We start from the raw sequence: 23,652 nt of genomic DNA on the forward strand, positions 1-23,652 counted from the left end.
TATTATAATTCGATAGGTTCGTGTCTATTGTTCAGGAAATGATATTCGGTCATCCCGAGAGATGAGTCTTTTATCATTTTGATCCATTTGTGGTACTTAAGCCACCACATTACCCTCTTAGACTTAATTCCTTTAGTAAAATATGCATGAAGATAAGGGTGCAATGCAATGGTAATCCCTTTTTCATTTTGCTTGTCCAATATAAAATCTAGGTCGTTTTCAAGCCTGTCTGCTATATTGATAGCCGCATCAATTTTACCAGTACCCATACAAGTTGGGCAAGTTTCTCTAGTTGCAATATTCAGCTCAGGTCTTACCCTTTGCCTTGTAATCTGCATCAACCCAAATTTGGTAAGTGGTAAGATAGTGTACTTCGAACGATCAGTTTTCATCTCGGTCTTGATATGCTCATAAAGCTTACGTCTATGTTCAGCTTTTTTCATATCAATAAAGTCCACCACAATTATTCCACCCATATCCCTAAGCCTAAGCTGTCGGGCGACTTCCGAAGCTGCTTGTTTGTTGACATTGAATGCGGTTGTTTCTTGGTCTGTTTCAGAGTTCGACTTATTCCCGCTATTTACATCAACTACGTGCAGTGCTTCTGTGTGCTCAATTACTAAATAGCCGCCGCTTGGCAGACTAACAGTTTGTCCAAACAGCGATTTAAGCTGTTTTTCAATTCCATATTGCTCAAATATCTTGGTTTTGCCGGTATAGTGCTTTACGATATTTTCTTTTTCAGGAGCAATTGTGCGGATGAAGCCTCTAATTTCTTCAAATGTGGAGATATCATCAACTGTTATGCTATCAAAGGATTCGTTAAGAATATCCCTTAGCATAGATTCAGCCCTATTCATTTCCCCAATCACCTTTTGGCGAGGTTTTGCTTTCACCAACGCACCTGCGCCAGCTTCCCATTTAGATACCAGATCACGAAGATCCCTATCGAGTTCGGAAACGGCTTTTCCTTCTGCTACAGTTCTGATGATTATGCCAAAATTATCTGGCTTAATAGAGGATATCAATCGAATCAACCTCTTTCGCTCTTGAGCATCAGCAACTTTTTTAGAGATATTTATCGAATTGGCAAATGGGACAAGCACCAAATATCTTCCTGCTATAGAAAGTTCGCAAGATAAGCGAGGACCTTTGGTTGATATTGGTTCTTTTACTACTTGTACGAGCACTCGATTATTAGGCTTGAATACTTCTGTAATTTTCCCCAGTTTATCTATTTGGGGCTCCATTCCAAAGCCTTTTAGGTTATGAGCGACTCCTCTTCCATTCTGCGATTGGCTGATGTATTTCTGAAGCGACCGGACATTGGGACCTAGATCAAGGTAATGCAAAAATGCATCTTTTTCGTACCCAACATCAATAAAGGCTGCGTTTAGCCCCGGCACCACTTTTCTTACAACGCCAAGATAAATATCCCCTACAGTGAATTTATTCTCCTGATTATCGTAATGTAGCTCAACTAAGCTCTTGTTTTTTAAAAGAGCTATTCGGCCACCACTTTGAGTAGAATTGATAATTAATTCATTACTCAATTTTTTAGTGTTTTAGTGATATTAATTTTTTCTGTATACCTGCATATAAGCATCAAAGATTTCAAATATGTAGGCAAAGGAGTTAAGGCATAAATTAATAACAATTACCATAACCTCCATACACCACAGCCCCGGCAAAAGCCGAGGCGTCGGTGTTAGCTAATACTCTACTCAGACTACTTTTTCTTGTGTCTGTTTTTTCTTAGTCTTTTCTTACGCTTGTGCGTCGAGATCTTATGTCTTTTTCTTTTCTTACCGCAAGGCATAGTCTTAAATGTTTAATGTTTTAAAAATTATTTTAAATTCCATAAGTAACAGCAAGCGCCACTACTTTATTTCTTTAATATACGCTTCAACAGACTGGAGCACTTGAGGGTTGGTCTCAACCGCTTTCACATGCTCAAACCTTTCCAACGCCTTCTGCTCACTCCCTGTTTCCAAATAACTCACACCCAAATAAAAGTGTGCTTGAGTATTTTCAGGTTCTAGTTCTATGAGTTTTTCAAAACGCTCAACAGCCCTATCAAACTGTCCCGACTGCATCGAGAGCATACCTAGATTGTAAATAGCCAACTTATTTTCAGGGTTTTTGCCCAATACTTCACGTATTTTCAATATTCCCTGCATCGGATTATCACCCGATACATAAGTAACACCAATTTTCACCTCTAAGTCTTCATTTGGCTCAATTTCCAATGCCCGTTGGTAGTACTCTCGCACCTTCACTCCTAACTTATCTGTTTTTTCCTTGCTCATCGCAAAAGAAAAAGCGTCGAAGTAAGCATCACCTGCTAAAATACTGTTGGCAAGTGAAGGATACTCATTTGCAAACTGACCTGCATATATTGCTGCACTGTCATAGAGATTGAAAGACTTAAACTCGTCCATTAATTCTGTCAGCTGCTCTAGCTTCTGTGCTTCAGAAGTAGCTTCCCGAAATAATGCCTTGTGCTCGTTCATGTGCGCCGCTTGCTCCTCTGGAATATCAGTCGAATGCATATCGGTCACCTCTTCGCCCCCTCCGCTTACATCTGATACAGATGCGGTTTGCGCTGGCTCGTTTTCTACAACTACCCTAGGTAGGAAATATAGCCCAACAGTTGCTAGTATAGCAATTGAAAGAATAATATACCTAATGTTAGGCATCAGTTCTTACTGATTAGCTAACTTAACTTTTTCGCTATTTTTCACCTTCTCAACAAATGTTTTTGAAGGTTTGAAGCTAGGCACATAGTGTTCTGCAATCACAATAGATTTGTTTTTGGAGATATCACGCCCGATTTTGCTAGCTCTTCTTTTGTTCACGAAACTTCCAAAACCTCTAACATAAATATTCTCACCTTCAGACATTTTGGTTTTAACTACCTTAAAAAATGCTTCTACTGTGGCGGTTACATCGCCTTTATCTATTCCCGTCTGGTTGGCTATCTCAGCGATAACTTCTGCTTTAGTCACGTCTTTTTTAGGATTTAAGTTTATAATACTCTAATTATCAACAAGATTGAAAAGGAGTGCAAATTTATACCTTCAATTCCCAATTAGCAAGCTTCCTGAAAATATTCATTTATGCTGGTTGTATAATTGGTTGAAGGTCTGCAACTAACGTAAAATTACGTTTGAATCTGCAAAGATAGTTTTATAATCAACACTACCACATCAAGACAAAATAATATTTTGAATAATTCCACTCTAAAGTTCTATTATTCTTGCAAAAACCACTCAATATAAATGGCTATAACAGAGTATTTTTTGTATATTAAACTTGTTTTTTTTCAAAAAGAAAGTCCATGAGAAAGTTAAAAATCTACCTAAAAGAGACATTTGGTTTTTCTGAAGCCGAAAGCAAAGGCTTTATCGTGCTTATGCTACTCGTATTTTTGGCCACTCTCGCCCCCATATCTGTCCAACTTTATTTGCCTCCACAAGAAATTGATAGAAGCCAAGATATTGCCCTCTTAAATAAACTTGTAAAAGAGCTACAAGCTCCTGAAAAAACAGGCAAGGTTCTTCCTGCTCAAAAAGAAATTCCCAAAACTCAAGCTGCCCGGCCAGAACCTTTTGATCCAAATGTAGCCACAGTTCAAAAAATGACTTCGGTAGGAATACCCAAATACCTTGCTGAAAGGATCGAAAAATATCGCTCAAAAGGCGGAAGTTTCAGGAAAAAATCAGACATAAAAAAGATTTACGGGTTTTCGGATGAGCTTTATGAACAACTATCTCCTTATATACTAATAGAAGCATCAGCTCCAAAAACGCCAAAAAAGGTCGCTGACAGCAAACCGACTCCAAAAAAAGAGAAAGAGGAATTGTGGTTCGATATCAATACCGCCGACACTACACAGCTCAAAAAAGTGAGGGGCATTGGAAGCGTGCTATCTGCCCGAATTATAAAATTCAGAGATAAACTTGGAGGCTTTCACGCTACAGAGCAACTTTCAGAAGTATACGGATTGAAACCGGAAGTGCAGAAAGAACTAATAAAGGTAAGTTATGTGGCAGATGAGTTTGAAGTAGCAAAGGTCAAAATAAATAAGGCGAGCGCCCAAGAGCTCATGCAGCATTCGTACATAGGGAAGAAGTCTGCTTGGGCAATTTTTAATTATCGCAAAAAGAATGGAGGTTTTTCGAGCATCGAAGACCTCAAAAAAGTAGAAGTATTGGAAGAAGGTGTTGCCGAAAAGTTAGCGCCATACCTAGATTTTGAGCTTTAAAGTAGAGTTATACAGACTATACCCAGCTTATTTTTTAGGGTTTTCTTTTCACTTTACTCAAAAAATCACTTATTTTTCGCCAAATCTTAGACATTTCACAAATAGATATTCCTATAAACTAACTGAAAAACAAAAAGTTGAACATTCAATCTTTACTGTTTTTGTGAAAGGAATATTCCCATTCTACTAAATTCTATACAATCCTGCACCTAGAAAACATTGTGAATGTATATTCTACTGAAACTCGCATTTACATTTTATTTATTCCACATTCTTACCAAAAGAAAGAACTCTTTTAACACCCTAAATTATTTATTATGAAAACATTTCAACTATTATGTATCACTCTAGCTATGCTTGTAGCCTCTTCTTGCGTGCCTAAGAAAGAACACGAGCAGCTCAAAAGTGAGCTGGATGCCATGAGGGAAACAATGGACGAAAGAGATGGGCTAATCTCCGAAATGGATGGAAAAATGGACTCTATTGGCATTTTGCTTGATTCTATTGAGGTTGCCGAAGAAAGTATAGTATTGAACTTGGAGCAAGGTATTCCATATGATGACTATGTATCCAGGCTTGCCAAAATCCAAGATTATATGCAGCGCACCAACCAAGAGCTTTCCGATATGGAAAATGCCTTGGTCAAAAGCAACTCGAACAACAAAGTTTATCAGAAAATGATAGCCAACTACAAAAGAATAGTTGCTGAAAAAGATGCTACTATCACACAGCTAAATGAAAAAATAGCAACGTACGAGCAAGAAAAAGAAGCGTTGGTAAAAACAGTTGACTTGCAAAACGATGAACTCGATGCGCTGCAGCGTGTGGTAGAACAAAAGGAAAAAGAAATAATTACAACTAATGAAGAATTAGACTCTACTCAGGTTGAAAGTACAAAAGCTGCTGCTCAAAAATATTTTGCCTTGGGCCAATCTACCGAAGAACTAGCCAGCAAAACCAGCAGTTTGTTCAACAGCAAGAAGAAAAAGGCTTACTACAGAAAAGCGCACGATTACTATAAGCAAGCATTTGAACTTGATGGGGAACTGACAGACGCCTTCAAGAAAATGGAAGAACTTAGCGAGAAAATTCAATAGACAAATTCTTGAAAAAAAAGAGAGAGCTGCTCATTAGGGCAGCTCTTTTACATTTGGAGTAATTTGTCCCTCACTTCTTCCATAAGCCACATGGGCGTAGATGTAGCTCCACAGATTCCAATAGTATCGTTAGGGGAAAACCAAGAAGCATCCAGCTCTTCTTTATTGGATATGAAATAAGAATGTGTATTTACGCTCTTGCAGATACTGTACAACACCTTCCCATTAGAAGACTTAGTACCCGACACAAATACGACTTTATCAAACCTTTTGGCAAATTCGTGAAGTATCTTATCTCGGTTTGATACTTGGCGGCAAATGGTATCATTGGCATTCACCTCTATTCCCGCACCTATTAATCTATTTTTTATTTCGTAAAAAGTCTCGGTGCTCTTAGTCGTTTGGCTATAGAGGGTAATATTTTTAGGCAAGTTCTCAATATCCAACTCGTCAATATTTTGAAAAACGACTGCATTATTACTTGTCTGAGCCATGAGCCCTACTACCTCCGCATGACCATGCTTTCCGTAGATATAAATATTTTCCTCCTTATCGTACGAAGATTTTATCCTGTTTTGGAGCTTGAGTACTACTGGGCATGAAGCATCGATAAGCTCAAGATTGTTTTCCATGCCTATCCTATAAGTAGAAGCAGGTTCGCCATGAGCCCTTATCAGAACTTTCTCTCCGTTTATTGAATACAAATCATCATGGTTGATGATTCTTAGCCCTAGTTTTTGGAGACGCTTTACCTCTTCATCATTATGTACAATATCACCCAAACAATACAATACCCCATCCTCCTTAAGGATTTCCTCAGCCATTTCGATGGCGTAAACCACACCAAAACAGAAGCCAGAATCTTGGTCTATAGTAACATCTAAGTTGTACATTTTTTGCTTTGTGAAAATGCTTTCTTTATACGGATACAAATTATCTTATTTTCTTCAGATAACCTAACGTAAAAGTTTTTGTTTAAACAAAACAACAAAATAGTAAAACAAAAACCCGCTCTTCCTAAGAAAAGCGGGTTCTGAAAGCTCATATAAATTCGCTTGCTTAGCTAAGCCCAGAAAACTGTCTCAAGAAACGAGTATCATTTTCTGTAAATAGCCTTATATCGTTGATCTTGTATTTCAACATAGCTATTCGCTCAATCCCCATCCCGAAGGCAAAGCCTGTATATTTCTCAGGGTCGATGTTGCAGTTGGCAAGTACGTTAGGGTCCACCATGCCGCATCCGCCAATTTCCAACCAACCTGTTCCCTTTGTAATCTTCTTGTCCGACTCCGTTTTGAGCCCCCAGTAAATATCCAGCTCGGCGCTTGGCTCGGTAAACGGGAAGTATGAAGGACGCAAACGGATTTTGGTGTCTTTGCCAAACATCTCCTTTGCAAAGTAATAGAGCGTGTTTTTCAGGTCTTGGAAGCTCACGTTCTCGTTCACGTACAAACCTTCCACTTGGTGGAAAATACAGTGCGCCCTAGCAGAAATGGTCTCATTTCTATACACCCTTCCCGGAGAAAGCGTCCTAATAGGAGGTTCTTGGTTTTCCATCACCCTCACCTGCACCGATGACGTGTGCGTACGCAAAGCAATTTCCTCAGGGTCTTTTTCTATAAAGAACGTATCCTGCATTTCCCTTGCTGGGTGGTTGGGTGGGAAGTTCAAGGCTGAGAAATTGTGCCAGTCATTTTCTATTTCTGGCCCTTCCGATAAGTTAAAACCAATTTTTTGGAAAATCTCCACAATCCTGTTCCTCACCTGAGTGATGGGGTGAATAGTCCCCAGCTCGTTGGGGATAGTTGGCAGCGTAAGGTCCACCGCAGCGGCTTGTTGCCCTCCCGATTTTTTCTTCGCTTCTGCAGCAGCATCCTTAAACTTCTGCTGAGCAAGGTTCTTCAATTCGTTTACCTTTTGCCCAAACTCCTTCCGCTTCTCGGGGGCTACATCTTTTATATTAGCAAAAAAATCGCCCATTACACCCTTTCTGCTAATGAACTTCAGCCTAAATTTCTCAATAACCTCCTCGGTTTCGAGCTTCGACTTTTCTACTTCTTTTATTAATTCTTCTAATTTGTCTATCATTTTCGCCTACGCTTTAGGTGAATAAGAGCTTGGTTAAACTTTATCTATTTCGCTACAAATGCACATCTCATGAACCTCGCTTCAAAATAAAATTCTTCAATAGCACTCTATTTTCAAATTTTCTTCATTCGCGAGAACCATAAGCTGAACATTTTCGCATGCGGTCCGACGGTTCGGAAAACCTAAAGTCTAACCAAGCTCTGAACGAGCAGCAAAGGTAAGAAATCTTTTTGAAGGTCGGTGGTGGGAAAACCGCTGTTTATTGCATGTCTGCCCATTATTGAACTTTTATCAAGAAAAAACAAAAAAGCTGCCTTAGCTTGGCTGCCTTTCCTCCATAATAAAAGTAGATGTTTTCTTTCTTATCTTTCATAAGTTTGGTGGAGTGAGTTGATCAATGAGTAATTAGATTTGCGTGAAAGACCAATGCTGTCAAGATCCGAACGGAGGCTCATAGTAGCAGGAACATTGGAGGGAAAAAGGTTTAAATAAAGCAAAACCCAAGAGTATTAAAATCAATATTAGATGAGGGTTAAATCAAGTGTATTAAGTTTGACTTTATTTTTATTTTGTGCTGTTGGCTATTCACAGCCAAGCTCAATTGATTCAATAATTCTTGAGGTCAAGTATGTGAGTATTAGAAAGGTTGAAACTTATAAATATGAGATAATAAAAACAGGAAAAAACAGCAATAAGTATGAGGTTAAATTGAATGAAGCCAGATACCATCCTTATACTGTAGGAACTATTCTAGGAGAAAATTGGGAAGTCCTCATTAGCTTAGATAGTCAATTGCTAAAAGTTGTAGACCAAGATATTGATACAAAAAAAGAATTTTTAGACGAGGTGGAAGAAAAGTATGGAAGGAGGGTGATGGCTCATTATTTAGAAAAATTAATTTCAGATGACAGACCCTTTAATATAAATTTCAAAGGAGATTCAATACTTTATGAAATGGAGGAGGCACCTATAGTAAGACTCGAAAAATCACTTACCAATTTCGAGGAATATAGTAGTGATGACATGATCCTGAATTCTTTGAATATAGATTCAGCTTGGGTTGCAAACAACTTGCATACAATACAAAATTATATAGTTATTAAAGAGAGTGATTCATCGAAACATCCACAACTCTTAAAGTGTATGGCTAACATTGAGGATATTAAACGTGTCTCTAAACTGTTACAAAAAAGGACTTCTGTGGGAATATCATATTTTTTCATAAAAACCAGAATTAGATATTCCAATTTTCATGAAATGGAGTTTATATGTGGTGGTAATAATCCATTTCTATTACCATGCAAAATGGGTTCTTTCCAATCATTCAACGCAAATATAAGTATCGCTCTTTCTGAAATTATACCAGAAAGTATCCTAAAAGGTGGGATAAAGTCAAAAGTAAGTAAAACAGAATATGTAAAAGAAATGATGGGCGAAATGCGAAGTTTTTGTCGATAATGAGTGTTATGCCCACTAAGGCAAGCATCCGCCCCTACTCTCGCTCGGCTCCAGCCGGGTGAGGAATATTTGTCGGGCGTCCACACCCAAGGTAGCCAGAGGCTACAACAATAGTTGCCACTCCATGCTAAAGCTTGGCAAGCTCTGGAGCCGAGCGGCAAGAGCAAAAACAAAAAGGCTGCCCAAACAAGGCAGCCTTCCATTTATAAAATCAAGTTATTTTCTTCCTTAAGAAAGCAAAGATTCACCCGTCATATCCGCAGGTTTTTCTACTTCCATCAGTTCCAAAATGGTCGGCGCCAAATCGCCCAACTTACCATCTTTAATTGGCTTTTTGTATTCATCATCCACCAAAATACATGGAACGAGGTTCAAGGTATGCGCCGTATGAGGCGAACCGTCTGGGTTGCTCATTATGTCTGAGTTACCGTGGTCGGCAATTACTATTACAGAATAACCATTTTCTTTGGCTACGTCTATTACCGCACCTGCACAGCTATCAACCGTTTCGCAAGCTTTCACCGCTGCTTCAAACACACCTGTATGGCCTACCATATCTGGGTTGGCAAAGTTCAAGCAAACAAAATCAACTTCTCCCTTTTTAAGCTCAGGAATAATTTTATCTCTGATATCGCCTGCGCTCATTTCTGGCTGCAAATCGTAAGTAGCTACTTTAGGTGAAGGGCACATCAAGCGAGTTTCTCCTTCAAAAGGCTCTTCCCTACCGCCAGAGAAGAAAAACGTAACGTGAGGATATTTCTCCGTTTCGGCAATTCTTATCTGTTTTTTGCCATTGGCTTCCAACACCTCACCAAGTGTATTTTCGATGTTTTTGTTGTCAAACATCACTTTTACACCTTTGAACGTTTCGTCGTACTGGGTCATGGTCACGTAGTAGAGGTCGAGCTTTTTCATGTCTTCCTCAGGGAAATCTTCTTGCGTGAGAGCAACCGTAATCTGACGGCCACGGTCGGTTCTGAAGTTGAAACAAACAACTACATCGCCTTCTTCAATCGTAGCAATTGGCTCACCGTTTCCATCTACTTTGATGGTCGGCTTGATGAATTCGTCAGTTACACCGGCATCGTAAGATGCTTGCATAGCTGCTGAAAGATCGGTGGTTTTCACCTCGCCTTCGCCTTTCACCATGGCATCGTAAGCTAATTTCACTCTAGCCCAACGCTTGTCCCTGTCCATGGCAAAATACCTACCTGTAATGCTGGCAACTTGGCCAGTAGTCTCGGCAGCGTGTTTTTCTATTTCTTCAATGAACGCTTTGCCCCCGTTTGGAGAGCAGTCACGGCCATCAGTAAACGCATGTACAAAAACATCTTTCAAGCCTGCCTCACTTGCTGCAGAAAGCAGACCCTTGAGGTGTAAAATATGTGAATGGACACCACCGTCAGACACCAAACCTGTAAAATGGACTTTTTTATTGTTTGCTTTAGCATACTCAAACGCCTCCACCAACGCCTCATTTTTGTAAATAGATTTATCTCTAACAGTAATATTGATCTTTTCTAGCATCTGGTACACAATTCTACCTGCGCCAATGTTCATGTGCCCTACTTCGGAGTTGCCCATTTGTCCCTCGGGCAAGCCTACTGCTTCGCCGCAGGCTTTCAATTTACTGTGAGAATATTTTGTGTAAAGACCATCCACATAAGGAGTGTTTGCATGGTCAATGGCTGAAACTTCTTTGTTAGTCGCTATTCCCCAGCCATCGAGGATCATTAGAAGAACTTTCTTGCTCATAGTTTTTTAAGATTATAAAAAAGATAGATGGATTTTTATCCAAACAATTAGGTAATGGGCTGTACCGATGAAGCCCTCTTGGTTTGTCTGTGTTGAACGGTTAAAAAAAATTGTCAAAAAAAATAGGGTGGCTCTTGCCGAACCTCCTCTAATTGGTAGGGTAAAATTAAAGCTAAAAAGAACGAGGAACAAAAGGGGGCGAGTTTTATTCACAAAATTGTAATTTCTTCTTTCCGAAAAAGAGGGAAAACCGACTGCTAGTACACAAACATTTAAAAGAATTTAGGGTTAGTAATGGTCAAACACAGAATTATATTGCGGCTTTTTTGGCTGTGTTATTAATTATCTTATAATTTTGGTCAAATTGCCCGATGTCTATCCTTGTAAGACAATCAGGTAAAAAGTAACTCATTTTTTAAATAGATTCTCCTAGCACATGATCGAACTGGCAGGTTTACTGGTACTTGGTTTCTTGGCTCAATGGCTTGCTTGGCGTATAAAAGTACCTGCCATCTTACCTCTCATCATCATTGGTTTGGCGGTAGGTCCTCTTTCCACACTCATCAGTATAGATGGTAAAAAATTCATAGATGGAGACCAAATTTTCCACGACCAGGACCTGATGTTCCATGTTATTTCCATAAGTGTAGGGCTTATCCTTTTTGAAGGTGGGCTCACCCTCAAGTTTAAAGAGGTGCGGGCAGTTGCCTTTACCGTAAGGAATTTACTGCTAGTAGGTACGGTAGTCACGCTATTTGGCGGGGCTATGCTTGCCCATTACATCATGGATATCAGCATGAGGTTTTCCTTTTTGTTGGCATCGCTCATCATCGTTACAGGTCCTACGGTTATTGGTCCCATCCTTCGAAATGTCCGCCCAAATTTCAAGATAAATACTATATTGAAATGGGAGGGAATCCTCATTGACCCTATTGGCGCATTGATCGCCATTTTGATTTATGAATTTGTAGTTTCGGGCAAGCCTGGGCAGCAATTTACCATTTTTGCCCTCGAAGGTTTTTTCCTCACTATCCTATCAGGAGTAGCTGTAGGGGTTATTTTTGCTTTGCTCACGTACTACATTCTCCAAAAAAACCTCGTACCAAAATACCTCAGAAATATTATCATGCTCGGTATGGTGATCATGAGCTTTGCCATTTCCGACCAGCTCCACGCCGAATCAGGGCTTTTGGCAGTTACGCTTTTTGGGATGATCTTGGCCAACATGAAAATAGAGGATTTGAAAGAGATTTTATCTTTTAAAGAAGATGTCACGCTCATCCTTATTTCCTTTTTGTTCGTAATGCTTTCTTCAAGGGTCAACCTAGAAGACCTTCGGATTTTGCTCAACTTCCAAAGTTTGGCTTTTTTCCTATGCGTGGTGTTCATTTTGCGTCCCATTAGCGTATTTCTCAGCAGCATCAATTCAGGGCTTTCCTTACGGGAAAAAATATTCATATCGGCTATTTGCCCACGGGGAATTGTTTCCGCAGCGGTGGCCTCTATTTTTGCCATTAGGCTTTCCGCTATAATGAGCGATGCCGGAAGGCTCGAAGATGCATTTTTTGCACAACTTCTCCTACCCATCACCTTCATGATAATTGTAGGAACGGTGGTGCTCCAAGGGCTCTTGGCCAAGCCTCTTGCCCGCTTTTTAGGTGTGGAAAGAAAAGAACCCAATGGGATTTTGTTCTTTGGGGCAAGTGAGCCTGCAAGGTTCATGGCCAAGTACCTCAAATCGCTCAACATCCCTATTCTTCTTGCCGACACCTCCAAGTCAAATATACACGAGGCCGAAGAGATGGGCTTGCCCGTTTTTGAAGGAAGTTTGGTCAGCGACGAGGCATATGAAGAAGTTGACCTATCACAATATGGACAATTGCACGCAATGACTTCTAACACGGAGATAAACAGCATGAGCTGCAAGTTGCTAAGCGATGAATTTGGAAAAAATAGGGTGTACCGTTTGGGCTCTAACAAGGAGTTAAAAATGAGCGTGAATCAGCAACCTAAAAATTTGCTTTTTTATGGCTATGCCGATTATATCAGCATTACGCAAACCTTGCGTAAAAAACCGGCTATCCATCAATATGACATCACCTCTAGCCAAGAACTAAGCGACTTCATCAAAGAATTGGACGATAAAATCATCCCGCTGTTTATCTTAAAGGATAACAATAAAATAGAACCAATTTCAATCAACCCAATCACGATGGGGCAAATCAACACGCTGCACTATATTATCAAATAACTGATGGGAATCGTGAATCTTGCCTCCTGCTTAAGTAACAGCAGGAGCTTTGGTGAGCTGATGGAAGATTCGTTCGAGGGAAAGCTCTTCTTTTGCCATGCCCTTCAGCACCCAATTCTCCCTTACGGCCAGCTTAAAAAGTTCGGACCTTATGTCTTCTTCCCCATCGGCTATCACTTCATACTGGCAGTTGCCCAGTTCGTTGAGCTGCTTTACCCCTTCCAGGGCGCCAAGCACAGCAAGGTCAATGGCTTCGTCAAATTCCAAAAGGATTTTTATATCTCCCGCTTGCTGCTTGAGTAATTCTACCGAGCTGTCCGCCACTATTTGCCCAAGGTTGATAATGATTACCCTATCGCAAAGTGCCTGTACCTCTTGCATGATATGGGTAGAAAAAATAACCGTTTTCTCCTTACTGATATTTTTGATCACTTGCCGAATCTCCAAAATCTGGTTGGGGTCTAGCCCCGTGGTCGGCTCATCCAAAATCAGCACTTTAGGGTCATGAATCAGCGCTTGTGCTAAGCCTATCCGCTGACGGTAGCCTTTGGAGAGCGCCCCTATTTTCTTGTGTTGTTCCCTTTGCAACCCGACCAGTTCTACCATTTCGGCTATTCTACCTTTCCTTTTTGCCCCTTTTATCTTGTTGAGCCCTGCCACGTAGCCAAGGTATTCTTTCACGTACATATCCAAATAAAGCGGATTATGTTCTGGGAGATAACCGACTATTTTTCTCACTTCCAAAGGCGACTTTTCTACATCGTGCCCACACACTTCCACTTTGCCCATAGAGGGAGAAAGGTAGCAAGTAGCTATTTTCATAGTAGTGGATTTGCCTGCTCCGTTTGGTCCCAAAAAGCCCAATATTTCCCCTTCCTTTGCCTCGAAGGAAATATTGTTTACCGCTTTTTGCTCACCGTATATTTTGCTCAGGTTGGAGATTTTTACGCTCATTACCTCTTCTTTTCTTTAGAAAACAACATTTGAAAAGTAATAATACCCAAAGAAAAAGGCTTTGCAAAGTTTTAGAGGGCAAAGAATACCTGATAAAAAAGATGAAGGGCAAGTGGGGAAAATCAAAAAAGCATCAAGCCAATTGACCTGATGCTTTTCTCTGCAAAAATTATTGACACTAGAACTCTTAAACTCTTACAGCTAACTATGATCTAACTTGGAAAACTGTAGTACTAAGGTAGGGTTAATTCTATTCCTCCACCATACCCCATTTTGCGTGATTTTAAAGAGCAAAAGGTCAAAAAAGTGCTATTCATATATTTTTAATATCTCTAAACATTCCAGCAGCAAGTTTTCATCCATTTCGTGGACCTCCACTCCTTTTCCTATTTTTTCTAATAACATGATAGTAAGCTCACCTCCAAGGTGTTCCCTAAATTCTTGCAAGCCTTTTATAATTTCTTTTCTTCCATCCTCAGCTTCTTGTTCCAAATCGGGGTGGAAAATATCAAACCCGATTGCCAATAGTGTATCAATTACCTCCTTCCATTCGGGCTTTACAAGCCTTTTGGTCAGATAAGAATAAGTAACATCTATGGCTATGCCAATGGCAACTGCCTCTCCGTGCCTAATCTGGAAATTGCTCAGTTTTTCGAGCTTGTGTGCTGCCCAATGTCCAAAGTCCAACGGGCGGGAAGAACCCATTTCGAAAGGGTCGCCATTGCCTGAAATATGGTCAACGTGCATCTGGGCACATCGGAAAATCAACGATTTCATGGGAGCTAGTTCTCTGCTAGCAAGCCCTTTGACATTTGCTTTTATCTCTTCAAAAAAAGAAACGTCTTTTATAAGGGCGACTTTCAGCGCTTCGGAAATTCCGCTTCGCCAGTCCCTGTCGTCGAGGGTTTGCAAAAAGTCATAATCGTTGATAACGGCAAAAGGTGGAGCAAATGTGCCGAGGTAATTCTTCTTCCCAAAGTAGTTCACCCCGTTTTTCACGCCCACCCCCGAGTCGTTTTGCGAGAGCACCGTGGTGGGGATACGCACATGACGAATGCCTCGGTGGGAAATAGCAGCGGCAAACCCTGCCATATCGAGCACTGCACCGCCCCCTATCGCTATAATATACGAGTGCCTATCTATCTTAAATTTGGAAGTCGCTTCGGCTATTTGGAATACCAACTGTATATCGTTTTTTGCCTCTTCCCCCCCGCTCACTACCATAGGCTCGGCACAAAGCTCTAGCTCCGAACCGTTAGCAGTTGTATAGTTTTTTATTTTGGAAGAAAGCTCAGGGCAATGCGCCATTACACCGCTATCTATCACAAAAAAGACCTTGTGGGGCTTGCCATTGGTCTTTTCTCCCAAAGAGCTAGCTAACAGAGAATTGCTTGGCTCAAAAAGGTTTTCAGTGAAATAGACATTGTAATTGAACTCTACAGGGAAAGATTGTTTTATTAATTGCATTTGTTAGTAAAAGTTTGACAGTATTTTAGAAGTTAGATCATGTTTAAAAATTTTAAATAGGCATTTTTTTGATCCTATTAAGTATTATTTGGCAGTTTTGCCATAAAACCCAAGCTTCTTGGCTTTTGGTAGTTTTTTCATAGTCTTTGGACAGCCTCCGGAAGAAATTGAACGTGCCGAATGTCCTCTCGGTGACCCATCTCCACTTGATGGGCACAAAGCCCCTGGGGGTTGGGGGACAAGAGGATATCTCGACCTCTACGCCCCTTATGTTGTCCTCTACCCATCCGGTGAACTTCTTTTTATAGGCCTGGTCTGCCAGGATCTTTTCCATCCTGTGCAGGTAGCCCAAGAGGGGCTCCACCACCCGTTGCCCTATCGTGCCGTCATGCTCGTTGGCGCCAGTGGCGACCACTCCCCATACCAGCCCGAGCGTATCGGTGATGACGTGCCTTTTTCTCCCGTTCACCTTCTTGTTGCCGTCCAGCCCCGTGTCCTGCCCGATAAAAGGCGCGCACTTTACCGACTGGCTATCAATGGAAAGCATGCTCGGGGTCGCCTTCTTGCCCTTCCTCTTGCGCTCTAGTTGGTTGAGTGCCGCGTTCAGCCGAAAAAGCGTGTTGTCCCCCTGCCACTTGCGGAAATAATAGTATACCACATTCCAAGGAGGGCGTCCCTCGCCCGAGAGGCTGCGCCACTGCTGTCCGCTGCGCATGCAGTACAAGATCGAGTCCACCACGTCCCTGAGGTCATATTTGCGTTTCCTTTCCACGGGAAGATATTCTTTTATATATTGCCATTGCCGGGAGGTCAAGCGGGTATATCCTGTTTCCATAAACTTTGTTGTTTCGTCACTACAAAGTTTTAGCCTGCCCGGCTCTTTTCAAAATTTAAACATGCTCTTATTTCCACAGCAAATGTAGAAATTCTGACAAGGAATTGACCTAAAAAATCGGTAGGTGGCAAAGTGAGGTGTGTGCAATCCTTAAAGCCACTTTTTGTATTTGAGAAAACCGAGCATTCCCACCCCAACCACAAACATAATGAGCAAAGCGGCGGGGTAGCCCCATTCCCAACCCAGTTCAGGCATTTTTTCAAAGTTCATCCCGTAAATGCCTGCAATGAACGTGAGAGGAATAAAAATGGTAGAAAAAATAGTCAGGAACTTCATCACACTGTTCATTTTATTGCTGAGTGCAGCGTGGTAGAGGTTGAGGTAGTCGGTCAGCATCACTCGGTAGGTGTCCAAGGTTTCCGAAGCATGGGTGATTATATCGTGCAAATCGCTTAAAAACGGCATTGTTTTTTTGCTAAAAAGCTTGGAGTCAGTCCGCTGCATGGTAAATATAAACTCCCTCACCGGCGTAATGATTTTCTTGATGAAGTTCAGCTCAATTTTATAATTGTTGATTTCCAGCAGCACCCTTTCATCTTGGTCTGCCACCACTTTTATTTCCAAGTCTTCTATTTCATTTCCCATGTGCTCCACTAGGTAAATGTAGTTATCCACCACCGTATCGAGCAGAGCATAAAGCAAATAGTCGTTTCTGAGTTGTTTGAAATTCCCCACCCTGTCTCGCATACGCTGTCGTACTCCACCAAACACATCCCCTTTTCTTTCTTGGAACGTGAGCAAATAATTTTCTCCCAGCACAAAACTCACCTGCTCGGAAGCTACCTCCTTTTTCACGGGGTCCAAATCCAGCATTTTTAGGGTAACAAACACATGTTTTTCAACTTCTTCAAACTTCGCCCTCTGTCCCGTGTTCACTATATCCTCTTGCAAAAGCGGATGAACGTCAAACATATCACAGACCTTTCCTATCAGCTCAGGTTCGTGAAGCCCATAAATATTCACCCAGTTGATATAGCCTTCCTTCAGCTCACTTTCAAGGTCTTCTACATTCGCTATTTCTTTTTCAATCAAGTCTTCATTAGAATATTGGAAAAGCGTGATCAGCGGCTTTTCCATCATCTTTTTTCCAATAAAAATCAGCGAGCCCGGCGGCTTGCCCTTGTTTTCTGTCCTCTTTTTATAAAACCTCGCCATTAGAAAGCATTTCTATTAAAAACATTATTCCTCCTGATTTCTCGAATTTACCAAGACCTCAGGAGGAATAATGTTTCACTTTACACAAATTTAATAATCTACTAACTGCACCTTATCCGAATTGAGCTTCACTTTTAGGTAAGAAAGCAGCCGCTCTTGGTGGTTCTTTTTATCCGAAGTCCTTGTCACTTTTTTGTTCCATTTCACCAAACCCATATATACTTGCTGGATGCCCGAGCTGTCATACGCTGTTTGCGTAGCTTTAGAGATGGTAAACTCGTCCAGTTCGGGGTACAAAGCTTTTATTTCTTCCTTCAGTTCCAAAAACGGAATGGTATCCTTCTGAAGGAATGTAATAATATTTTTAAGGCTATCTACTTGTGAAACCTTCCCATCTACCTCCTTTTTTTGGATTTGCTCCATGGTCACCAGCTTCGATTTGATGTTGACAATCTCTTCTTTTATCAACTTTTTCTCTTCGTCGGGCGGAGCATCGGTCGGGGTAAGTTCTATTCTGGTAATTTTTGGAGCAGACATTTTCAACAGCAAACTTTCTGCAAGCTGCCCCTTCAGTTTGGTCTCCAATACTTCCACTGAATCGGTGCGGATGTATTGCCCAAAATAATAAACTTTGAGAACGCCCAAAGAATCTGGGTAGTCCTCATAGTTCCACTCCGTTCCTTTCTCTACATCAAAGTGGATGTTTTCAGAAATGAAGGTGGTGATGATATTGGTCCTGGTAATATTTTTTAGAGAGTTGTAAAGAAAAATAAAACTAGGGATAAGCAAAATGGTAAGGAAGAAATATACAAAACGGGTCGCCTTTCTCGCCATTTTTGGGTCTGGCACTTCCACCAAAGGGAATTTCAAAATTCGCACAATAGCGTAGGTTGACATACAGATAAGCACGGCGTTGATGAAGAAAAGGTAAAAAGCCCCACCAAATACTTCGAGCCTGCCCGTAACCAAGCCAAAGCCTGACGTACACAAAGGAGGCATCAAAGCCGTAGCGATAGCCACGCCCGGTATAGCGTTGGTCTTATTGGTACGAGAACCTGCTATAATACCAGCCAAACCACCAAAAAAGGCAACAAAAGCATCCAAAATAGTAGGTTCGGTCCTTGCCCTCATCTCATCGGTAAAGCCTCCAAAAGGAGTGATTTTGAAATAAATCATGCTTACCAAAAGGCTAAGCCCAATAGCAACCAAGAAGTTTCGGAAAGATTTCAACAAGGTGTCCCTATCGTTGATGCCTACCGAAAGCCCAATACCCAAAATAGGGGACATCAGCGGTGAAATAAGCATCGCACCGATAATTACAGCAGGCGAGTTAGTATCTAAACCTATACAGGCAATAAAGGTAGAACAGATCAGGATCCAAAGGTTTGAACCTTCCAACACCACTTGGCTTCTGATACCATTGATTGTGCCTTCGATGTCCGTATCGTCTGCCAAGTTGGCAATCCGCCCCATCACCTCTTTGTTGTATTTCCAAATCTCCCTAACTAATGCTTTAATCCGTTTCATTTTGAGAGTTTACTAAAAGAAAATTTCTATTATCAGACTTTAAGTTTTAATCAATTAATAAGCAACATATACTATTCGTAGCAAACTCCCAAAAGTCACACCTCTTAAAAAAATTATTTTAACCCTTGGGCTATATAATGCGCCAATCCTTCAACTGAAAGCATTGGATTTGCCCCACTCGCATTGGGGAATGCGCTTGTATCAGCAACGTAAAGGTTTTTCACCTCATAGGTTTGCCCATCAGGTGCAAGAGGGCTGCTTTTTTTATCTCCTCCCATTCGGCAGGTACCCATCTGGTGGGCGGAGAAAAGGTTATAGCGGTGAGAAGTCCACTTAAACTTTCTCAGTTCATCATCAAGCTTACTGTCTGGCACATTTTCCATAAATGGCATTTCGTAATGGGGACCCATCACTTTTTGAGCCTCAGCCGCTTTTTGAATTTTCACACCTTCTTTCACTCCTTTCAGCAAATGGTTGAGGTCGAAAGCACTTGGGCGGTAATGCGCCACGGGGTTTCCTTCTTTGTCGAGCGTAACCCTTCCGCCAAACTTATCGCGGGTGAGAATGATAAAGGTACATACGTGCTTAGCTTGTAGCATTAGCTCTTTGTGTTGCTTGCCAGAGTGCCAGGGCATTGCCATGGAAATTAGTCCCAAATGTGCTGGCGGGGTCTCTATTTTGAAACCATAATTCCCATCAAGCTGGGCAAATTCATCGTTGGTAACGGTCATCATCCCGCCCCACCAACTGTTTATTTCTTCCTTATAAATCCCTGATACATTCACAACAGGATGAAGGAAAAGGTTTTTACCAATTTCTGGATGTTCCAGCCCACTTCTTTTCAAAATAGCAGGCGTATGGATAGACCCTGCCGCTACAACTACCTTATCGGCTACTATTCTAATCTCGCTTATTGTGCCATCGGCATGTTTTTGTAGCGCCACAGCCCCCACAGCTTTTCCATTTTCCACCAACACTTTTCGGGCTTCCATATTTGCCATAAACCTTGCTCCGTACTCTTGCGCCATCTTCAAATGAGTCACCAACATACTCTGTTTGTGCCCGTACTGGTCGCCAAAGCAAGAATAGCCAAACACTTTCTGATCCACTTCGGCTGTAGCTTTAATATTTTGGGGAATAGGGCGTACCTTGTGGCTGAGCTTGCTTGCACCTTCCCACAGCCGTTGGTTTTGGGCGTTATTTTGAACCAATTCTGTATTGGTATGGATAGCCTTGGCTGCTTCATCTAAGCTTTTTGCATAATCGTTGGAAAGAAAGTGTGGGGCGCTGGCAGTTTGTGCCCATTCTTCTAGCACATAGTCTGGCGTACGAATGGTTCCAGCCCAGTTGAGCGTAGTTCCTCCACCCACGCAACTCCCTGCAAAAATGGTCATCCCCCCGTCTGCCGAGGTCAGCGTCCCTCGTTTTTCATACAACACGGCCATGTCCAGCTCCTTTTGATTAAAATCGGGCTCATCAAAATACCCTCCTTTATCCACCACCAGCACATCTTTCCCTGCCTTTGCCAATTCTCCGGCAACCACACCACCACCAGCTCCACTACCAACTATCAACACCTCGCAATGGAGAGTAGAATTGTTTTTTGAAGTAATCGTATTGATGTTTCTTGCCTTCTGTGGCGGTTCAGAAATCACCCCAGGGTAGCCAATTGTTTCCCAATTTGGGTTAGTATTACTCGAATTGGTAACGGTATAGTAAATAAAGCACGATAATTTTTTTAAGGTAGAAAAGCCTTTCCTAAGGAGGAGGATGGAACTAGCAGACCAAGCCCGCAACCATTTTTCTTGCTTGGTTGGCGAGAGCTTGTCAAAGGGTTTGAAAGAGCCTGCAAAAAGCAACCCTGCGAAAGGACTGCCAAACACGTCGAGCAACTGGCAAAAATCTTTTTGATTTTCCAGACTTTGTATGCTTATGGCTTCTTCTACATATTGGGCAACATCGAGGTCTGAGGCTTTTCTGAGCCAATAACCTGCCCCCTCCTCTGCTTCGAGGGAAGGGATAATGCTATTGCATATGGCAACGAGCTGCGCCATCTGCCCGTGGCTAAGCAGGTTCTGCTTTTCATTTTCATGTGTGTTGGTCATTGCATGTGTGTTGTGTTGGTTTTGTTCCTAAAATTTAGTCAAAAAACGATCAACTAAATAGCGAACCTTAAAAAATAGTATGCATGAAGAGCAAAATATTTTGGAGCGGTGGTATGAAAATTGATGTCCTTTTAGGTGTATGAGCTGTAAAGCGACATGCTTAAGAAGATAATTTTCAAGAAAAGTCTCCGCAGATTGTGGAGACTTTTTTTTGTCCTTTCCGCTCACATCCCCATAAATTACCTAGATTTGAGACCTGCTTTATAAACACACTCCTTTACTTATCCTCCATTTCAACCTAACCGTTCATCTACATTTAGCTATTTGGTAATGAATTATACTCTCTCTAGAAAAATAAGCCAGCTTGTGGGTTTCATGTTGCTTTCCCCAATACTGCTATTTTCCCAAAGTAGTATGGCGCCCCTCAACTCCGACTATTATTACCTGATAGACAGGTATGAAATTCTTCAAAAAGATTTCTCTAGCAGCTTTTTTACAAACTCGAAACCTTACACCCGAAGCTCCATTGCCGAGTTTGCCCAAAAGGTGTACCATGGAAAGTTGAATCTCAGTAAAGTCGACAAGTTCAATTTACAATATTTGCTCAATGACAACTGGGAATGGCTCGATTCAGTTGACAACCAAAGCAAAAAGCCTTTTCTGAAAAAGATTTACCGAAACGTATCGGACTTTTACCATGTAGACGAACCTGACTTCGATTTGCACATTAGCCCTGTGCTGGCGGTTTCGGCTGGGAAGGACAATGGGCTTGAAAACAATACTTTTACCAATACGAGAGGGGTAGAAATGCGAGGGATGATTGGGAATAAGATTGGCTTCTACTCGGCTTTTACCGAAAATCAAGTAAGGTTGCCATATTACGTGCAGGAGCGTGTGGAGGAAAATGGAGCTATTCCAGGGGAAGGTTTTTGGAAAACCTACAAAGAAGATGGTGCTGACTATTTTGGAGTGAAAGGTTCGATAAACTTCAAGTTAATCGAACAAATTTCTGTGCAGTTTGGGCATGACAGAAATTTTATTGGAAATGGCTTCCGAAGCATGTTCCTTTCCGATTTTGCTACCAACTACCTTTTCTTAAAGCTCAACACGAAGGTCTGGAAACTGAACTATACCAACATTTTTGCCCGCATGACGGCCGAAGGAAACGATGGAATAGGAGAACCGTATGCTCGAAAAAACTTTGTAGCCCATCACCTCAGCATCAACCTTTCAGACAACTTCAATATCGGCTTGTTCGAGTCCGTGGTGTATTCCCGAAGAGATAGCTTGGGCAACAACCACTTTGAAATAGATTACCTCAACCCTATCATTTTCTTCCGAGCGCTGGAGCACCAACTTGGTGACCCTGACAATGTAAGCATGGGTTTCGACTTTAAATGGAACATGGCTAATCACCTGCAACTCTACGGGCAACTCTTCGTGGATGATATCTACCTCAAAGAGTTTTGGAATGGTAGCGGATGGTTTGCTAATAAATTTGGACAACAAATTGGGTTGAAATATATCAACGTGGCCAATATCCAAAACCTCGACCTCCAACTGGAATACAACTCCGCCTCTCCTTATACCTATTCCCACAAAAACACACCTAAGTTCACCAATTACCAACATTATGACCAACACCTTACGCATCCGCTTGGGGCAAACTTTAGGGAATTTGTAGGCCTGCTTAGGGTTCAGCCTATTCCAAGGCTCAATATTGTGGGCAAAGGGATTTATGTGTTTACAGGAAAAGATCAGGCAAATGAGAACTGGGGCAGCAACATTTTCCTCGACTACAACACAAGGCAACAAGACTTTGGAAATAAAATTGGGCAGGGGATAAAAACTAATATTTACATAGCCGAGCTAGGGCTTAGCTACCAGCTGAAGCACAATTTGTTTATAGATGCGAAGCAACTGCTAAGAAAGTACCAAAGCGATGACGAAAGCCTGAGCTACAACACCTCCTTTACAGAGATTGGCTTCCGCTTGAACATAGCCAAAAAAACATTCGACTTTTAAGCTCAGTTTTTTATCCAATATGTTTTCACAACAAATTACTTTAGAAAACGAGCGAGCGCTGCTACGCCCCCTCAGCTCTAGCGATTTTGAAAGCCTTTTTGCAATCTCTCAAGAAAAAGACCTTTGGACGTATTTTACCTATGACCTTTCCACTAGGGAAGGCTTGGGAAACTGGCTCGACGATAGCTTTGCCTCCAAAGGAAAAAGCCAACGCTACCCTTTTCTTATCATCGATAAAGAAAGCGGAAAAGTAGCTGGAGCGACTGCATTTGGCTCTTTTTCCCCCAGAGATAAGCGAGTAGAAATTGGTTGGACTTGGTTGGGGCCTGAGTTTCACGGTACGGGGCTTAACAAGTACTGCAAATTTTTGTTGCTTCAATATGCCTTTGAAGAAATGGAATACCTCCGTGTGGAGCTAAAAACCGATGTTAGAAATATGCGGTCGAGAAAGGCGATGAAAAAAGTAGGGGCGGTAGAAGAAGGAGTGCTCCGCTCGCATACGCTTTTGGGCAACGGAGAAAGGAGGGATACGATTTATTACAGCTTTTTGGCATATGAATGGTCCGGAGTAAAAGAGACCATCTTCAAAGGAATAAAATAATCAGGGT

General features: G+C 41.5%; 18 protein-coding genes. 6 read left to right on the plus strand and 12 right to left on the minus strand.

What is annotated here, in order from left to right:
- Positions 1-2 precede the first annotated feature (2 nt).
- From R9C00_27385 to R9C00_27395, 3 genes are all read right to left on the minus strand, one after another.
- Entirely contained in the window at positions 3-1,553 is a 1,551-nt protein-coding gene (locus tag R9C00_27385; protein ID WPO35424.1) for an Rne/Rng family ribonuclease, read from the minus strand.
- A 327-nt stretch (positions 1,554-1,880) separates the two neighbouring features.
- Positions 1,881-2,699 carry a tetratricopeptide repeat protein gene (locus tag R9C00_27390; GenBank protein WPO35425.1) on the minus strand — a complete coding sequence of 273 codons (819 nt, stop codon included), beginning with the start codon at positions 2,697-2,699 and terminating at the stop codon, positions 1,881-1,883.
- 6 nt (positions 2,700-2,705) lie between these two features.
- Complete coding sequence (locus R9C00_27395; GenBank protein ID WPO38800.1) at positions 2,706-3,032, minus strand: HU family DNA-binding protein; 327 nt, start codon at positions 3,030-3,032, stop codon at positions 2,706-2,708.
- A 308-nt stretch (positions 3,033-3,340) separates the two neighbouring features.
- Here R9C00_27395 and R9C00_27400 point away from each other — a divergent pair, with 308 nt between their 5' ends.
- Together R9C00_27400 and R9C00_27405 are read left to right on the plus strand one after the other, a co-directional pair.
- Positions 3,341-4,267 (plus strand): helix-hairpin-helix domain-containing protein, encoded by a 927-nt coding sequence (locus tag R9C00_27400; GenBank protein WPO35426.1) that lies wholly within the window; start codon positions 3,341-3,343, stop codon positions 4,265-4,267.
- Between the two features lie 317 nt (positions 4,268-4,584).
- The gene (locus R9C00_27405; GenBank protein WPO35427.1) at positions 4,585-5,364 is read left to right on the plus strand and encodes a hypothetical protein; all 780 of its coding nucleotides are present in this window, start codon (positions 4,585-4,587) and stop codon (positions 5,362-5,364) included.
- Positions 5,365-5,411: 47 nt separating this feature from the next.
- Here the strand turns inward: R9C00_27405 and R9C00_27410 are convergent, their stop codons facing one another.
- Together R9C00_27410 and pheS are read right to left on the minus strand one after the other, a co-directional pair.
- The gene (locus R9C00_27410) at positions 5,412-6,257 is read right to left on the minus strand and encodes a 4-hydroxy-3-methylbut-2-enyl diphosphate reductase (GenBank protein ID WPO35428.1); all 846 of its coding nucleotides are present in this window, start codon (positions 6,255-6,257) and stop codon (positions 5,412-5,414) included.
- A gap of 166 nt (positions 6,258-6,423) precedes the next feature.
- The gene (pheS, locus tag R9C00_27415) at positions 6,424-7,452 is read right to left on the minus strand and encodes a phenylalanine--tRNA ligase subunit alpha (GenBank protein ID WPO35429.1); all 1,029 of its coding nucleotides are present in this window, start codon (positions 7,450-7,452) and stop codon (positions 6,424-6,426) included.
- A gap of 525 nt (positions 7,453-7,977) precedes the next feature.
- Between pheS and R9C00_27420 the strand changes: the two genes are divergently transcribed.
- The gene (locus R9C00_27420; protein WPO35430.1) at positions 7,978-8,910 is read left to right on the plus strand and encodes a hypothetical protein; all 933 of its coding nucleotides are present in this window, start codon (positions 7,978-7,980) and stop codon (positions 8,908-8,910) included.
- 228 nt (positions 8,911-9,138) lie between these two features.
- On the opposite strand, the gene gpmI is transcribed toward R9C00_27420, so the two are convergent.
- Positions 9,139-10,665 carry a 2,3-bisphosphoglycerate-independent phosphoglycerate mutase gene (gpmI, locus tag R9C00_27425; GenBank protein ID WPO35431.1) on the minus strand — a complete coding sequence of 509 codons (1,527 nt, stop codon included), beginning with the start codon at positions 10,663-10,665 and terminating at the stop codon, positions 9,139-9,141.
- 436 nt (positions 10,666-11,101) lie between these two features.
- Here gpmI and R9C00_27430 point away from each other — a divergent pair, with 436 nt between their 5' ends.
- Positions 11,102-12,916 (plus strand): sodium:proton antiporter, encoded by a 1,815-nt coding sequence (locus R9C00_27430; GenBank protein ID WPO35432.1) that lies wholly within the window; start codon positions 11,102-11,104, stop codon positions 12,914-12,916.
- 30 nt (positions 12,917-12,946) lie between these two features.
- Here the strand turns inward: R9C00_27430 and gldA are convergent, their stop codons facing one another.
- From gldA to R9C00_27460, 6 genes are all read right to left on the minus strand, one after another.
- Positions 12,947-13,870 carry a gliding motility-associated ABC transporter ATP-binding subunit GldA gene (gene gldA / locus R9C00_27435; GenBank protein WPO35433.1) on the minus strand — a complete coding sequence of 308 codons (924 nt, stop codon included), beginning with the start codon at positions 13,868-13,870 and terminating at the stop codon, positions 12,947-12,949.
- Between the two features lie 309 nt (positions 13,871-14,179).
- Positions 14,180-15,337: a 3-dehydroquinate synthase gene (locus R9C00_27440; GenBank protein WPO35434.1), complete on the minus strand. Its 1,158-nt coding sequence runs from the start codon at positions 15,335-15,337 to the stop codon at positions 14,180-14,182.
- A gap of 52 nt (positions 15,338-15,389) precedes the next feature.
- Entirely contained in the window at positions 15,390-16,172 is a 783-nt protein-coding gene (locus tag R9C00_27445; protein ID WPO35435.1) for an IS5 family transposase, read from the minus strand.
- Between the two features lie 150 nt (positions 16,173-16,322).
- Positions 16,323-17,387, minus strand: a complete 1,065-nt coding sequence (corA, locus tag R9C00_27450) for a magnesium/cobalt transporter CorA (GenBank protein WPO35436.1) — start codon at positions 17,385-17,387, stop codon at positions 16,323-16,325.
- Between the two features lie 90 nt (positions 17,388-17,477).
- The gene (locus R9C00_27455; protein ID WPO35437.1) at positions 17,478-18,914 is read right to left on the minus strand and encodes a TIGR00341 family protein; all 1,437 of its coding nucleotides are present in this window, start codon (positions 18,912-18,914) and stop codon (positions 17,478-17,480) included.
- 113 nt (positions 18,915-19,027) lie between these two features.
- Entirely contained in the window at positions 19,028-21,019 is a 1,992-nt protein-coding gene (locus R9C00_27460) for a GMC family oxidoreductase N-terminal domain-containing protein (protein WPO35438.1), read from the minus strand.
- A gap of 330 nt (positions 21,020-21,349) precedes the next feature.
- On the opposite strand from R9C00_27460, the gene R9C00_27465 reads away from it, so the two are divergent.
- Positions 21,350-23,044, plus strand: coding sequence for a hypothetical protein (locus R9C00_27465; protein ID WPO35439.1), 1,695 nt, complete (start codon positions 21,350-21,352; stop codon positions 23,042-23,044).
- A 19-nt stretch (positions 23,045-23,063) separates the two neighbouring features.
- A complete protein-coding gene (locus R9C00_27470) occupies positions 23,064-23,645 on the plus strand; it encodes a GNAT family protein (GenBank protein WPO35440.1) in 582 nt (193 codons plus the stop codon).
- Positions 23,646-23,652 lie beyond the last annotated feature (7 nt).

The organism is Flammeovirgaceae bacterium SG7u.111 (assembly GCA_034044135.1).
Lineage (GTDB): Bacteria > Bacteroidota > Bacteroidia > Cytophagales > Flammeovirgaceae.